This window comes from Janthinobacterium sp. NFX145, from assembly GCF_049810325.1.
Lineage (GTDB): Bacteria > Pseudomonadota > Gammaproteobacteria > Burkholderiales > Burkholderiaceae_D > Janthinobacterium > Janthinobacterium rivuli.
Genome location: NZ_CP187360.1, coordinates 793,080 through 806,098, shown reverse-complemented (window position 1 = coordinate 806,098; position 13,019 = coordinate 793,080). Strand labels below are relative to the sequence as shown.

Genomic DNA, 13,019 nt, shown 5'->3' with positions numbered 1-13,019 from the left:
CGAGCGGGGCATTTTTTTGGGGTCAGACCCGTTGGGTCTGACCCCAGCCTTCATTTGAATTCCCACTGCCGCCAAGCCGCCCTGACCGCATTCGGATACTCGGCCCGCCCCCGGCTGCCGTTATACCGCCCCAGCGCCAGGTACAAATCGCCTTTTTCCATATCCAGGTACATGCGCAAGATCGCGCAGCCGTAGCGCAGATTCGTCTGCATGTGAAACAGCTTGCTGCGGTCATGGTCGCCGATGACGCCCGTCCAGAATGGCATCACCTGCATGTAGCCACGCGCGCCGGCCAGCGAGACGGCGTACTTGCGGTAGGCGGACTCCACCTGGATCAGGCCCAGCACGAGGGCCGGTTCCAGGCCCGCGCGGCGCGCTTCATACCAGACGGTTTCCAGGAATTCCGTGCGCAGCTGGGCGTCCGGCAGCTTGCGCTGCAGGCGCGACGACATCTGCGCCAGCCATTGCTGGTAGCGCTGCAAGTCGGCGGGCGTGGCAAATTTGGGTTGCGGCGGGCGTTCGTCGCGGATCGCGTGCGACAGGGCCAGACGGACGGAGTCGGCCAGCGCCTCCTCCTTCTGGTTGCCGGCCTGCGCCGGAGAGACGCAGGCCAGGCCGGCGGCCAGCGCGAGCGCGCCAGCCGTCTTGCTTACAGATAAACGCTTCACTGCGCCATTTTGCCCTGGATGAAGGCGACGATCTCGTCCGGTGCCACGCCGGAAGCTTCCGTATCGCGGCGGCCCTGGTATTCCAGCTTGCCTTCTTTCAGGCCGCGCTCGCCGATGACGATGCGGTGCGGCACGCCAATCAGTTCCCAGTCGGCGAACATGGCGCCAGGGCGCAAGCCGCGGTCGTCGACGATGACGTCCACGCCAGCGCCTTGCAGGGCCGCGTACAGCTTCTCCGTCTCTTCCTTGACCAGTTCGCTGCGGTCCATGCCCATCGGGCACAGCACGACCTCGAATGGCGCGATCGACGCGGGCCAGATGATGCCCTTGTCGTCGAAGTTCTGCTCGATGGCGGCGCCCAGGATGCGCGTCACGCCGATGCCGTAGCAGCCCATCTGCAGCGGCGCAGGCTTGCCGTTTTCGTCGAGGAAGGTGGCTTTCATGCTTTCCGAGTACGCCGTACCCAGCTGGAACACGTGGCCCACTTCGATGCCGCGCTCGATGGCGAGTGCGCCCTGGCCGTCCGGCGAAGCGTCGCCGGCGACGACATTGCGTAAATCAGCCACGATGGCAGGCTCGGCCACGTCACGGCCCCAGTTGGCGCCCGTGTAGTGGAAACCGGCCTCATTCGCGCCGCAGACGAAGTCGCTCATGTGGGCGACCGTGCGATCCGCCACCACGGTGACGGGGGCTTGCGTGCCGATCGGGCCCAGGTAGCCAGGAATCGTGCCGTAAACTTCCAGGATTTCCGCTTCCGTCGAGAAACGATGACCGGCCAGGCCGGCAACCTTGCCCACCTTGATGTCGTTCAATTCATGGTCGCCGCGCAGCAGCAGCATGAAGTGCTGTTTCGTGACTTTCTCGTCCTTGCCCGTCGTTTCCACCGTCAGGGCGATGGTTTTCACGGTGCGCGACAGTTCCAGGCCCAGCAAGGCGGCCACGGTTTCGCACTTGACGGTGTCCGGCGTGGCCGTTTTCGTCAGTGCCTGGGCGGCGGCTGGGCGCTCGCCGGCTGGCGGCAGCGCTTCGGCCGCTTCCATGTTGGCGGCGTAGTCGGAGGTCGGGCAGTACACGAGCGCGTCTTCACCCGTGTGGGCGATGACGTGGAATTCATGCGAACCGGAACCGCCGATGGCGCCGTTGTCGGCTGCCACGGCGCGGAATTTCAGGCCGAAGCGCGTGAAGATGCGCGTGTAGGCGTCAAACATGACCTTGTACGACGCTTGCATGCCGGCCAGGTCGCGGTCGAACGAGTAGGCGTCCTTCATCGTGAATTCGCGGCCGCGCATCAGGCCGAAGCGTGGGCGGCGCTCGTCGCGGAACTTGGTCTGGATGTGATAAAAATTCAACGGCAGCTGGCGGTAGGACTTGATTTCCGTGCGCACGACGTCAGTGATGACTTCTTCCGACGTCGGCTGGATCGCGTATTCGCGGCCGTGGCGGTCTTTCACGCGCATCAGTTCGTCGCCCATCTTGGTCCAGCGGCCCGTCTCTTGCCACAGTTCGGCTGGCTGCACGAGCGGCATCAGCAGTTCGATACCGGCGGCTTTGTTCATCTCGTCACGGATGATGGCTTCCACCTTGCGGATCACGCGCAAGCCCATCGGCATGTAGGTATAGATGCCGGAACCGAGGCGTTTGATCATGCCTGCACGCATCATCAATTGGTGGCTGACGATTTCCGCGTCAGAAGGTGCATCTTTAAGTGTGGAAATAAAAAAACGGGAGGCGCGCATAACGGTGAATTCTTTTTAAAAAGAGAGGGTTATAATCAACCTAATTTTAAAGGATTAGCTGGCTGATGCGTCCATACTTTACACAAATGCGCTCAATTGGTGCGATTCCGGCGCTTTTCGCACCCCGAAAAGGTCACCGGCTTGCGAAGTTGTGGGTAATTATGTAAAAAAAGACGCACTGTCGCAGAAAGTTTGAGGTGCATTATGCTCGACCGTGAAGGGTTTCGGCCCAACGTCGGCATCATCCTGCTAAACGCCCAGAACGAGGTGTGGTGGGGCAAGCGGGTGCGCGAGCACTCATGGCAGTTTCCGCAAGGCGGTATCAAATATGGCGAAACACCGGAACAAGCCATGTTTCGCGAACTTGAAGAGGAAATCGGACTCAGACAGGAACACGTCAAAATTGTCGGCCGCACCCGCGACTGGCTGCGCTATGAAGTGCCAGACCACTTCATCAAGCGCGAGATTCGCGGCCATTACCGTGGCCAGAAGCAGATTTGGTTTCTGCTGAGAATGTGCGCGCGCGATAACGACGTCAATCTGCGCCTGACCGACCATCCCGAGTTCGACGCCTGGCGCTGGCATGAATATTGGGTCCCGCTCGATGTCGTCATTGAATTTAAGCGCGATGTTTACCAGCGCGCCTTGCAGGAGCTGTCCCGCTTCCTGACCTGGCCCGTGCATGGCAACGCACAGCAAGCGCACCGCCACACGTCGCGCTACCTGCGCCAGCCCCATGCGCCACGGGCGCAGGATGGTACGGCACTGGCCAAGCCTTGCGACGGCATCGCCGCCGAAGGGTGTACGCCGGAGCTGATTCTGCCAGGCAAGGAGTAGTCCGCCGCACCATGAACGCACTCTCCCACGCAAAAGGGGCAGCCTGACCAGGCTGCCCCTTTTTTCATGCCGGCAGGAAACTTCCCTGCCGGTCAGGCTGACTTAGTTTGCCGCAGGCGCCGGTGCTGGCGCTGGTGCCACATCCAGGGTGATCGCTTTCAAGCCCAGGATATTGCTGCTGTAGTGGCGGATCTTGTTGGCCAGGGCCGGATCGTTGTTCAGCTTTTGGCCATACGACGGCACCATTTCCACCATCTTGGCTTGCCACTCTGGCGTGGCCAGACGGCTCTTGAATGCCGTTTGCAGCACCTTGATCATGATCGGCGGCGCGGTCGAGGCGCCTGGCGATGCGCCCAGCAGGGCAACGATGCTGCCATCGGCGGCGCCGACGACTTCCGTGCCGAACTGCAGCAAGCCGCCTTTGACAGGGTCATCCTTGACGATCTGCACGCGCTGGCCGGCGTTTTGCAAGGTCCAGTCTTCCATCTTGGCGTTCGGCAAGTACTCGCGCAGGGTGTTCAAACGGTCTTCCGGCGAGTTCATGACCTGTTCCACCAGGTATTTCGTCAGCGGAATATTGTCGTAACCGGCTTGCAGCATCGGTTTCACATTGCCCGTGCCGATCGAGGCAGGCAAGTCGATCCACGAACCGTTTTTCAGGAACTTGGTCGAGAAGGTGGCAAACGGGCCAAACAGCAGGGCTTTCTTGCCGTCGATGATGCGCGTATCGAGATGCGGCACGGACATCGGCGGCGAACCGACGGACGCCTTGCCGTAGACCTTGGCCGCATGCGCCGCCACCAGTTCCGGATTCGTGGTCACCAGCCATTGGCCGCCGACCGGCACGCCGCCGTAGCCCTTGGCTTCAGGAATGCCCGATTTTTCCAGCAGCGGCAGCGAACCGCCGCCGGCGCCGATGAAGACGAACTTGGCGCGCATGGTCTTTTCCTTGCCGGCGGCCAGGTCTTTCACCGTGACGTTCCACACGCCATCGGCGCCGCGCTGGATGTCTTCCACCTGATGGCGCAGGTGCAAGACCATGCCGTGGCTGTCCGTCAGGTATTTCACGAGACCGCGCGTGAGGTTGCCGAAATTGACGTCGGTACCGATTTCCATGCGCGTCGCGGCCACTTTCTGGCCCTTGTCGCGGCCTTGCATGACGAGCGGCGCCCATTGTTCGATCTGCGCCTGGTCTTCCGAGAACAGCATGCCCTTGAACAGGTTTTCCTTTTGCAGCGCGGCATAGCGCTTCTTCAAAAAGGCAATATTGTCGTCGCCCCACACAAAGGCCATGTGCGGCACATTGTTGATGAAGGTTTGCGGCGCACCCAGATGCTTGTTGGCGACCTGATAGGCCCAGAATTGCTTGGAAATTTCGAATTGCTCGTTGATGGCAACGGCTTTCTTGGTCTCGATGCTGCCATCGGCCGCTTCCGGCGTGTAGTTCAGTTCGGCAAACGCCGAGTGGCCCGTGCCCGCGTTATTCATCGCGTCCGAACTTTCGGCGGCCACGGAATCGAGGCGCTCGACCATTTCCATCGTCAGCGACGGGTCGAGTTCCTTGAGCATGCTGCCCAGGGTGGCGCTCATGGTGCCGGCGCCGATCAGCAGCACGTCGACCGGTTTTTCGGACGAGGCCGGAGGGGTCTTGTTACATGCCGCCAGGATCAGGCACGACATCAAAAGTAATAGCGATTTACGCATGGGTAACTCCGTTATGAATACTGAGGGGTGGCTCTTCCAGGCCACCGGGCGGCAAGTGCCAGATCATCGGAAATGGCTATCCCTCCAGCAAAAAAACGGCCGGATCAAAGGATAACGATGGTGATGAAGCAAGCATGCTGCCGCCGCGCCGCAAGTTGCGGCAGCGATCGGGTGGCGATGGTGCGGACAAGGAAAACACGGCGCCGCTGCTGTGATGGCCCTCGCGCGGGGCCAAGCTCACAACACGGCGAATGTCCATAGCAAATATCAAGAACAGCGATTTTATCACCGTTATTTGCCCTTGCCGGGCCCTCAGGATCGTGGATAACACTTACTGTGGAGTATTAATTTAACGGTAACCAGGCGTTAAAATCCAGTTGATGCAGCAATGCACGGCGCAATACGGAGCAAGATACGGATGGCGGGCCCGTATCCATCGTGGTGTGATAACGCTTTGACCACACCGGAGCTTGACCATGTCTTTTCGTATCCGCGGCCTGTTGCCCACCCCTTTCCTGGCCTGTTTCGGCCTGCCCGACGCCGAACTGGCCGCGCTGGGCATGATCCGCCACGTGGTCGACAGCCAGCCCGGTTATCCGGACCGCATCGAACTGCGCGACGCGGCGATCGGCGACACGGTGCTGCTGCTGAACCATGTTTGCCAGGATGCGGACACGCCCTACCGGGCCTCGCACGCCATCTTTATCCGTGAGGGAGCCACGCAAACCTATGACGCCGTCGACCAGGTGCCGGAATCGATGCGCATTCGGCTGCTGTCGCTGCGCGGCTATACGGAAGATGGGATGATGGTCGACGCCGATGTGGTGGAAGGCACGGCCATCGAAACCGTGATCGCGCGGCTGTTTGAGAACCCGGCTGTCAGCTATATCCACGTGCACAATGCCAAGCGTGGTTGTTATGCGGGCAGGATCGACCGGGCCTGAGAACTTATCACGGCTACGCGGTACAATATCGCCTGCCCTTTTCAGCCCCGTGCCAAAACGATGTTCAATCCTTCTTCCGACGATGTGCGCCGCTTCTTTTGCGACACCTTGCGCAAGCACCGCGCCCATGACATCCTCACGCCGATGGAAGCCATCGCACTCGACTGGATCCTCGAACATCCCGAGTATGAAAACGAGCTCTCCGACGTGGAAGCGGCGCTGGCGCGCGATTACTCCGTCGAAGGGGGACAAGCCAATCCTTTCCTGCACCTGTCCATGCATCTGTCGATCACGGAGCAAGTGCAGGTGGACCAGCCGCGCGGCATCCGCCCGGCCGTCCAGCAGCTGACCCAGCGCCTCGATTCGGCCCATGCAGCCCAGCACGAAGTGATGGAATGCCTGGGCCAGATGATCTGGGCTTCGCAGCGCTCGGGATTGCCGCCGGATACTGAAGCCTACATCGACTGCGTGCGGCGCCGCTGATCAGGCAGTATCATGTTGCCAAGAAACTCAGCCACTGAAGGATATCTTGGCCCATCACACCATTCTCGTACTCGGCGGTTACGGTTTTTTCGGCACGCGCATTTGCCATGCGCTAGCCGGCAACCAGGATATCCATCTGCTGGTGGCCGGGCGCGATGCCGCCAAGGCCAGGGCACTGGTGGCGCAATTGGGCTTGCCGCCGCTGCAAGCACTGGCGCTCGATGCCGATGCACCTGATCTGGCGCGGCGCCTGACCGAACTGGGCGTCGATACGCTGATCCATACCGCCGGCCCGTTCCAGGGCCAGGATTACCGCGTCGCCCGTGCGACGATCGAGGCCGGCGCCAACTATATCGACCTGGCCGACGGCCGCGATTTTGTCGCCGGCATCGCCAGCCTCGACGACCTGGCGCGCCAGCGCGGCGTGTTCGTCACCAGCGGTGCCAGCTCGCTGCCAGCGCTGTCCTCGGCCGTGGTGGACCGCTACCTGCCGCGCTTTCGCCAGCTCACATCGATCCGCCAAGGCATCGCCTCCGGCGCCCGCGCGCCGGGCATCGCCACAATGGCCGGCATCTTCTCGTACTGTGGCAAACCGTTCCAGCGCCTGGTTGCCGGCAGCCAGCAGACCACGCACGGCTGGCTCGACCTGAAGCGCCACCGCTTTGCCGCGCCCGTGGGACGGCGCTTGCTGGGCAGCTGCGACGTGCCCGACCTGGCCCTGTTCCCGCAACGCTATCCGGGCCTCGGCACCGTCACTTTTCACGCCGGTTTTGCCGGTGCGCCCGGCCATCTGTTCGTCTGGGCTGCCGCGCAACTGGTGCGCCTAGGCCTGTTGCGCAGCCTGCTGCCGCTGGTCAGGCCATTGCACGCCATCAGCCAATGGGTGGAACCGCTGGTCAGCGACAAAGGCGCGATGTTTGTGACGTTGCTAGGCACGGGACTCGATGGCCTGCCGCTGACGCTGACCTGGCAATTGCTGGCGGCGCAAAACCACGGCCCGCATATCCCGTGCGGTGCGTCGATCGCGCTGGCGAACCGGTTGGCCAGCGCCAGCAGCGGTGGCGCGCCGCTACCGCGCGGCGCGATGCCCTGCGTCGGCCTGCTCACGGTGGAAAATTACCTGGCCGCGCTGCAAGACCATGATGTGACCGAGGTACCGGCATGAGCTGGTACCTGTTCGTCAAATGGCTGCATATCCTCAGCGCCACCATCCTGTTTGGCACCGGCATCGGCATCGCTTTCTTCAAGTGGATCAACGACCGCGGCGGCGAGGTGCGTGCGATCCGCCTGTCGTCCGAAAAGACCGTGCTGGCCGACTGGCTGTTCACCACGCCGGCCGTCATTGTCCAGCCGCTGTCCGGACTGGCCCTGGCGCACCTGGCCGGCTATCCGATCCTGTCCGGCTGGGTCCTCGCCTCGATGCTGCTGTATGCGCTGGCCGGCGCCTGCTGGCTACCCGTGGTATGGCTGCAAATCCGCATGCGCAGCCTGGCCCGTCTGGCTGACGACACGGGCACACCGCTGCCGCGCCTGTACTGGTTCTATGCGCGCTGCTGGTTCTGGCTTGGCGTGCCCGCATTTGCCGCGCTCATACTGGTCTACTGGCTGATGGTTGCCAAGCCCGCGCCATGACACAAGCCAAGCTGCAAGGGCTGTACTGGGCCATGCGCCTCGGCATGGCCTTTATCTGGCTATCGACGGCGTTTGTGTCCTGGTATCTGTATCCGCATGCCGAATCGCTCGCATGGCTGCGCCGCAGCGGCATCACGCTGCAGACGGAACACGTGTTTGCCGCCTCCTGCCTGGCCGACCTGGCCATGGGCATTGCCTCGCTGTTCCATGCCAGGCCGTTGCTATGGTGGACGCAGTGCGCGCTGGTGGCCGGCTATACACTGGTGATCGCCGTCTTCCTGCCGGAATTCCTGATACACCCTTTCGGGCCGCTGACGAAAAATATCCCGCTGGTCGCCGGCCTCGTCTTCCTGGCCCTATATGAAAAAAGCCGTGGCTAGCACGGCTTCGGGAGATCGATCAACAACACTCGGCGGCGCAGCAACCGATCAGGCTGGCCGTACCGCCTGTGGCAGCGCGGGTGCCTTCGCCTTGCCCAGCAACCCCAGCACCACCTGCAGCGCCATGGCCACCGCGCCGGCGATGAAGACCACGTCGCCGAAGGTGCGTATCCAGCGCAGGTTCTGCAACAGCGGCTGCTGCATGAATGCCTCGCTGCGCGCATACCACAGGCCTTCCGTCACGCTGGCGTGGAACTGGATGATGCCTATCGGCAGCAAGCTGGTAAAGATCATCAGCACCAGTCCCGCATTCAAGCCCCAGAACGCCGTCTTCATCAAGGCAGGGCTGAAGCGGTAGTCGGGCCGCAGATAGCGCAGCACCAGCAAGGTAAAGCCCAGCGCCAGGAAACCGTACACGCCAAACAGCGCCGCATGCGCATGCACGGGGGTCGTGTTCAGGCCCTGGATATAGTACAAGGCCACGGGCGGGTTGATCATGAAACCCAGCACGCCCGCGCCCAGCATGTTCCAGAAGGCGACGGCGACAAAGCACATCATGGGCCAGCGCAACTGCTCCATCCACGGCGCGCGCTCCTTCAAGCGCCAGTTTTCCCACGCTTCATGCCCCAGCACGATCAGCGGCACCACTTCCAGCGCGCTGAAGCTCGCGCCGATGGCCATCACGGGCGTGGTGGTGCCGGCGAAGTACAGGTGGTGGAAAGTGCCGGGTATCCCGCCCAGCATGAACAGCGAGGCCGACGCCAGGCTGGCCGTCGTGGCCATGCGCACCGACACCAGGCCCAGGGTCGAGAAGATGAAGGCCAGCGCCGTCGTGGCGAACACTTCAAAGAAGCCTTCCACCCACAGGTGCACGACCCACCAGCGCCAGTATTCCATCACGGACAGGTGCGTGCGTTCGCCGTAGAACAGGCCGGCACCGTAAAACAGGCCGATGGCGCCGACGGATGCGGTCAGCAGCGCCAGCAGGTTCTTGTCGCCGCCCGGCTTGCGCAGGGCCGGCACGACGCCGCGCAGCATCAGCACGAGCCACAGCAGGATGCCGATATATTTACCGATCTGCCACAAGCGTCCCAGGTCCACATATTCATAACCCTGGTGCCCCAGCCAGAAATTCCACTCGGGCGGCATCACTTGCGCGATGGCCAGGTAGTTGCCGATGAACGAACCGACGACGACCGCGACGAGGGCCCAGAACAGCACGTCGACGCCGAGGCGCTGCCACTTGGGGTCCTTGCCGCCATTGATCAGGGGCGCGAGGAACAGGCCGGCGGCCAGGAAGCCCGTGGCGATCCAGAACAGCGCGGCCTGGATATGCCAGGTGCGCGTGAGCGCATACGGGAACCAGCGCGACACGTCGACGCCGTAGAACTGCTGCCCTTCCACCGTGTAGTGCGCCGTAAAGCCGCCGATGAAGACCTGGAAGGTAAACAGCGCCACCACCAGGAACAGATATTTTCCCAGTCCCCGCTGCGAAGGCGTCAGCGCGAACGTGGTGAGCGGATCGCGCGGACCGGCGGCCGGCAGCGCTTCGTCGTGGTCGCGCAAGAAGGCCCAGCCCCAGACGAGGAAGCCCACGCCGGCCAGCAGCACCACCACGCTGGCAACGGACCAGACGAGGTTTTCGCCGCTGGGCTGGTTGCCGATCAGCGGTTCATGCGGCCAGTTGTTCGTATAGGTCACTTTCTGGCCCGGACGTTCGGTGGCGGCCGCCCACGCCGTCCAGAAGAAGAACTGCGTCATCTGCGCGCGCCGCTCGGCGCTGGGCAGGGTGTTTTCCTTCATGGCGAAATGCTCGCGGCTGGCGTGCAGCGCCGGCGCGTCGGAGAACAGCTGGTCGTAGTAGTGCGCCGTGTTGGCGATCGCTTGCACGCGGCGCGGCGACAGGCGCAGCACTTGCGCATCATCGGTGCGGTTGCCGCGGTATTCCAGCTTGAGCGCTTCGCGCAGCGCCGCCTGCGCGGGGCCGTCGAGCGCCGCGTACGCCTTGCCATGCTGCTCTTGTGCGGCCAGTTCCAGCCAGGCCGTCAGTTCGCGGTGCAGCCAGTCGGCCGTCCAGTCGGGCGCCTGGTAGGCGCCGTGGCCCCAGATGGAACCGAGCTGCATGCCGCCGACGGATTGCCAGGCCGTCTGGCCATCGAGGATGCCCTCGCGGTCGAACAGCTGCCGGCCATCCTGCGCCAGCACTTGCGCGGGGATGGGCGGCGCCTGCCGGTAGACTTCCGTGCCGTAGTAGCCGAGCAGCGAAAACGTCACGATCAGCACACCGATCAGGGTGAACCAGAGTTTTTTGTAGGGACCCATGGGTCTTTCCTTTGTCAGTGCACCACGGCCGGCGCAAAGCGCTCGAACAGGATATTGTTTTCAGTGTGAATATGCGCCATCAGGTCTTCGCGGAAGGTGCGCAAGCCCGTGTACAGCGCGCGCCAGGTGGTGCAGGCGCCGCCAGGTGCGGTGATGTCGTTCGTCATCGCCTCCATCGCGCGCAAGGCCACGCCGTGGTCGTCGTGCTCCATGCGCATCACGTTGATCGGTGCGCCGGCCCGGGGGCCCTGGCCGCGCACGATCATGGGGAACAGCACGTCTTCTTCCTTGCGCATATGGCTTTCCAGCTCCTGCGCCATGGCCGACAGGTGTTCGGCCAGCCCGTGCGGACAGTCGGCGCGGTCGCCATGCACCTGCTCGACCTTGCGCGCGAGGCGTATCAGCTCGGGCAGCTGCTCGCGGTGCACGGCGTGGTAGCGCGCCAGGATGTGCTCCACCAGTTCGGTGGCCGAGGCCTCCTGCCAGTCACGCTCGCCGCTGGCGTCAGCCCGTCCTGCCAGCACTTGCAGTTCCTTGACGATGGGTGCCGTGTCCACGCCGGCCGCTTCGGCCGCCGCGCGCAGGGTCTTGTTGCCGCCGCAGCAGAAATCCAGGCGGTGGGCATCGAACAGGCGCGTGGCGCCGGGGATGCGGCGGGCCAGCTGGCCCAGGGATAGCTCGATCATGTCCATAATGGTTCCTTGAGGATGAATAGGTAGATTTATTGCACCGCGCCCGCGTGGTAGACGCCGGGCACGGGTTCGCCAGTCACTTCCAGCACGCCCACGGCGCCCTTGCCGGCGCGCGACAGCGCATGGTCGACCAGCAGATAGCTGCCCGGATGCTGTACCTTGAGTTCGACGATGGTCGCGCCGCCCGGCGCCACGAGCGTCGTTTGCACGTCGTGTTTCGGGCTGCTGATCGAGCCTTCGCTGTACACCTTGTCGAAGATCTCGCCGATGATGTGGAACGATGAAATCTTGTTCGGGCCGCCGACGCCGAAATAGATGCGCACCGTTTCGCCGACTTTCGCCTGCAGTTTGTGCGTCTTGCTCAGGGCGCCCACTTCGCCATTGAAGACGTAGTAGTCGGGCAGTTCATTCGCCATTTTTTCCAGGTTCGGCTCCTGGTGCACGGGCGCGCCGTGCGGACGGCCCGTGTACATCTCGCCCTGCATCACGTAATACTCGCGGTCGACTTTCGACAGGCCGCCTTCCGGTTCGACCAGGATCATGCCGTACATGCCGGCCGCGATATGCTGCGGCACCAGCGGCGTGGCGCAGTGGTACACGAACAGGCCCGGATTGAGCGCCTTGAAGGTGACGGTTTTTTCCTGCCCCGGCGCCACCTGCGTGTGCTGTCCGCCGCCATGGCCGCCCGTCACGGCGTGCAGGTCGATCGAGTGGATCATCTTGCTGTCCTTGGCGTTGAACAGGGTCAGTTCCACCGTGTCGCCCACCTTCGCGCGCAGCATGGGGCCGGGCACCTGGCGGTTGAAGGTCCAGTACGTAAAACTGGTGCCGTCATCGAGCTTGCCCGGCAGTTCCACCGTCTCCATCCGGTATTTCAGGGTTTGCGGCGCGCGCGCGCCGATGGCGGTCGGCACCGAGGCCGGATTGGCCGCCACGTTGACGGCAGATGGGTCAGGGCCGCGCATCGGCGACGGCGCGGGCGTGTACAGGGCCAGCGCGGCGGCCTGGCTCGATTCGCTGGCGGCCTTCGGTGCCGCCGTCTCGGCCAGCGACGTGCCGCTCACTTCCAGCTTGCCTTCCATGCCGATCTGGCGGTGGCCGGGGATCGAGCAGTAATAGGTGAACGTGCCGGCGCGCGTGACCTTGAAGCGCACGGTGGTGCTGCCGCTATTGGCGCTGAACTTGGCGGATGCGACGTTCAGTTCCGGGATCAGCAGATCGTGCTCGGCGCCTTCGCCGCTTTTCAGCACGAGTTCCACCGTGTCGCCCACCTTGGCCGCCAGCACGGGGTTGACCTGGCCCTTGGCGTCGATGAACACCATCTTGCCGTCGACGATATTGGTTTGCAGTTCATAGCGCTTGACCGCAGCGGTAGCGGGTTTGGCGGCGGTGGCGGCGGCGCTGGCCGGCAGGCTCGCCTGGGCTTGCACGGACAGGGGCATGGCCAGTACGCAGACGGCGGCGGCGGCGGCGGCGGCGATGGCGCGGAGGGAGGGAGTCGTTTTCATCAAGCTTTCCTTGGTCTTGTATGCCGGTTCGGCACCCTTACCTAGGCAATCCGTGTGCCAGGAAAAACTTGTTTTAAATCAACGATTTGAAAAATGCAGGGTCGGTATGACCC

At 63.2% G+C, this 13,019-nt stretch carries 12 protein-coding genes; 6 read left to right on the top strand and 6 right to left on the bottom strand.

The genetic code is table 11. The features are described 5' to 3' along the window. Positions 1-50: 50 nt before the first annotated feature. Together ACPJXG_RS03530 and ACPJXG_RS03525 are read right to left on the bottom strand one after the other, a co-directional pair. The gene (locus ACPJXG_RS03530) at positions 51-668 is read right to left on the bottom strand and encodes a lytic transglycosylase domain-containing protein (protein WP_278317023.1); all 618 of its coding nucleotides are present in this window, start codon (positions 666-668) and stop codon (positions 51-53) included. Further along, the gene (locus tag ACPJXG_RS03525) at positions 665-2,404 is read right to left on the bottom strand and encodes a proline--tRNA ligase (RefSeq protein ID WP_278317024.1); all 1,740 of its coding nucleotides are present in this window, start codon (positions 2,402-2,404) and stop codon (positions 665-667) included. The genes ACPJXG_RS03530 and ACPJXG_RS03525 overlap by 4 nt, the downstream gene beginning before the upstream one ends. A gap of 204 nt (positions 2,405-2,608) precedes the next feature. On the opposite strand from ACPJXG_RS03525, the gene ACPJXG_RS03520 reads away from it, so the two are divergent. Then, positions 2,609-3,241 carry an RNA pyrophosphohydrolase gene (locus ACPJXG_RS03520; RefSeq protein WP_034780273.1) on the top strand — a complete coding sequence of 211 codons (633 nt, stop codon included), beginning with the start codon at positions 2,609-2,611 and terminating at the stop codon, positions 3,239-3,241. A gap of 102 nt (positions 3,242-3,343) precedes the next feature. Here ACPJXG_RS03520 and mqo read toward each other — a convergent pair whose 3' ends face one another. After that, positions 3,344-4,945 carry a malate dehydrogenase (quinone) gene (gene mqo / locus ACPJXG_RS03515; RefSeq protein ID WP_035822170.1) on the bottom strand — a complete coding sequence of 534 codons (1,602 nt, stop codon included), beginning with the start codon at positions 4,943-4,945 and terminating at the stop codon, positions 3,344-3,346. A 476-nt stretch (positions 4,946-5,421) separates the two neighbouring features. Between mqo and ACPJXG_RS03510 the strand changes: the two genes are divergently transcribed. From ACPJXG_RS03510 to ACPJXG_RS03490, 5 genes are read left to right on the top strand one after another with little or no spacing between them, the layout of a single operon-like run. Continuing rightward, a complete protein-coding gene (locus tag ACPJXG_RS03510) occupies positions 5,422-5,889 on the top strand; it encodes a DUF1203 domain-containing protein (RefSeq protein ID WP_176387378.1) in 468 nt (155 codons plus the stop codon). A 60-nt stretch (positions 5,890-5,949) separates the two neighbouring features. Beyond that, a complete protein-coding gene (locus ACPJXG_RS03505; RefSeq protein WP_035822173.1) occupies positions 5,950-6,372 on the top strand; it encodes a DUF1841 family protein in 423 nt (140 codons plus the stop codon). Positions 6,373-6,418: 46 nt separating this feature from the next. Next, positions 6,419-7,537 (top strand): saccharopine dehydrogenase family protein, encoded by a 1,119-nt coding sequence (locus ACPJXG_RS03500; protein WP_425253421.1) that lies wholly within the window; start codon positions 6,419-6,421, stop codon positions 7,535-7,537. Beyond that, positions 7,534-8,004: a DUF2269 family protein gene (locus ACPJXG_RS03495; RefSeq protein WP_425253420.1), complete on the top strand. Its 471-nt coding sequence runs from the start codon at positions 7,534-7,536 to the stop codon at positions 8,002-8,004. The genes ACPJXG_RS03500 and ACPJXG_RS03495 overlap by 4 nt, the downstream gene beginning before the upstream one ends. Further along, on the top strand, positions 8,001-8,384 hold the full coding sequence (locus ACPJXG_RS03490; protein ID WP_425253419.1) for a DoxX-like family protein: 384 nt from the start codon (positions 8,001-8,003) through the stop codon (positions 8,382-8,384). The genes ACPJXG_RS03495 and ACPJXG_RS03490 overlap by 4 nt, the downstream gene beginning before the upstream one ends. A 48-nt stretch (positions 8,385-8,432) precedes the next feature. Here ACPJXG_RS03490 and ACPJXG_RS03485 read toward each other — a convergent pair whose 3' ends face one another. Genes ACPJXG_RS03485 through nirK form a run of 3 tightly spaced genes read right to left on the bottom strand, consistent with a single transcriptional unit; the run spans position 8,433 to position 12,906 of the window. Continuing rightward, positions 8,433-10,706 (bottom strand): nitric-oxide reductase large subunit, encoded by a 2,274-nt coding sequence (locus tag ACPJXG_RS03485; RefSeq protein ID WP_425253418.1) that lies wholly within the window; start codon positions 10,704-10,706, stop codon positions 8,433-8,435. A 14-nt stretch (positions 10,707-10,720) separates the two neighbouring features. Next, on the bottom strand, positions 10,721-11,398 hold the full coding sequence (ytfE, locus tag ACPJXG_RS03480; protein WP_176387376.1) for an iron-sulfur cluster repair protein YtfE: 678 nt from the start codon (positions 11,396-11,398) through the stop codon (positions 10,721-10,723). 29 nt (positions 11,399-11,427) lie between these two features. Continuing rightward, entirely contained in the window at positions 11,428-12,906 is a 1,479-nt protein-coding gene (gene nirK, locus ACPJXG_RS03475; protein ID WP_425253417.1) for a copper-containing nitrite reductase, read from the bottom strand. Positions 12,907-13,019: the final 113 nt, after the last annotated feature.

What these genes read in the sequence shown, in the direction of transcription:
- mqo (WP_035822170.1), bottom strand. Translation starts at nt 4,945, where the DNA reads ATGCGTAAATCGCTATTACTTTTGATGTCGTGCCTGATCCTGGCGGCA.
- nirK (WP_425253417.1), bottom strand. Translation starts at nt 12,906, where the DNA reads ATGAAAACGACTCCCTCCCTCCGCGCCATCGCCGCCGCCGCCGCCGCC.
- ytfE (WP_176387376.1), bottom strand. Translation starts at nt 11,398, where the DNA reads ATGGACATGATCGAGCTATCCCTGGGCCAGCTGGCCCGCCGCATCCCC.
- ACPJXG_RS03520 (WP_034780273.1), top strand. Translation starts at nt 2,609, where the DNA reads ATGCTCGACCGTGAAGGGTTTCGGCCCAACGTCGGCATCATCCTGCTA.
- ACPJXG_RS03525 (WP_278317024.1), bottom strand. Translation starts at nt 2,404, where the DNA reads ATGCGCGCCTCCCGTTTTTTTATTTCCACACTTAAAGATGCACCTTCT.
- ACPJXG_RS03510 (WP_176387378.1), top strand. Translation starts at nt 5,422, where the DNA reads ATGTCTTTTCGTATCCGCGGCCTGTTGCCCACCCCTTTCCTGGCCTGT.
- ACPJXG_RS03495 (WP_425253420.1), top strand. Translation starts at nt 7,534, where the DNA reads ATGAGCTGGTACCTGTTCGTCAAATGGCTGCATATCCTCAGCGCCACC.
- ACPJXG_RS03485 (WP_425253418.1), bottom strand. Translation starts at nt 10,706, where the DNA reads ATGGGTCCCTACAAAAAACTCTGGTTCACCCTGATCGGTGTGCTGATC.
- ACPJXG_RS03490 (WP_425253419.1), top strand. Translation starts at nt 8,001, where the DNA reads ATGACACAAGCCAAGCTGCAAGGGCTGTACTGGGCCATGCGCCTCGGC.
- ACPJXG_RS03505 (WP_035822173.1), top strand. Translation starts at nt 5,950, where the DNA reads ATGTTCAATCCTTCTTCCGACGATGTGCGCCGCTTCTTTTGCGACACC.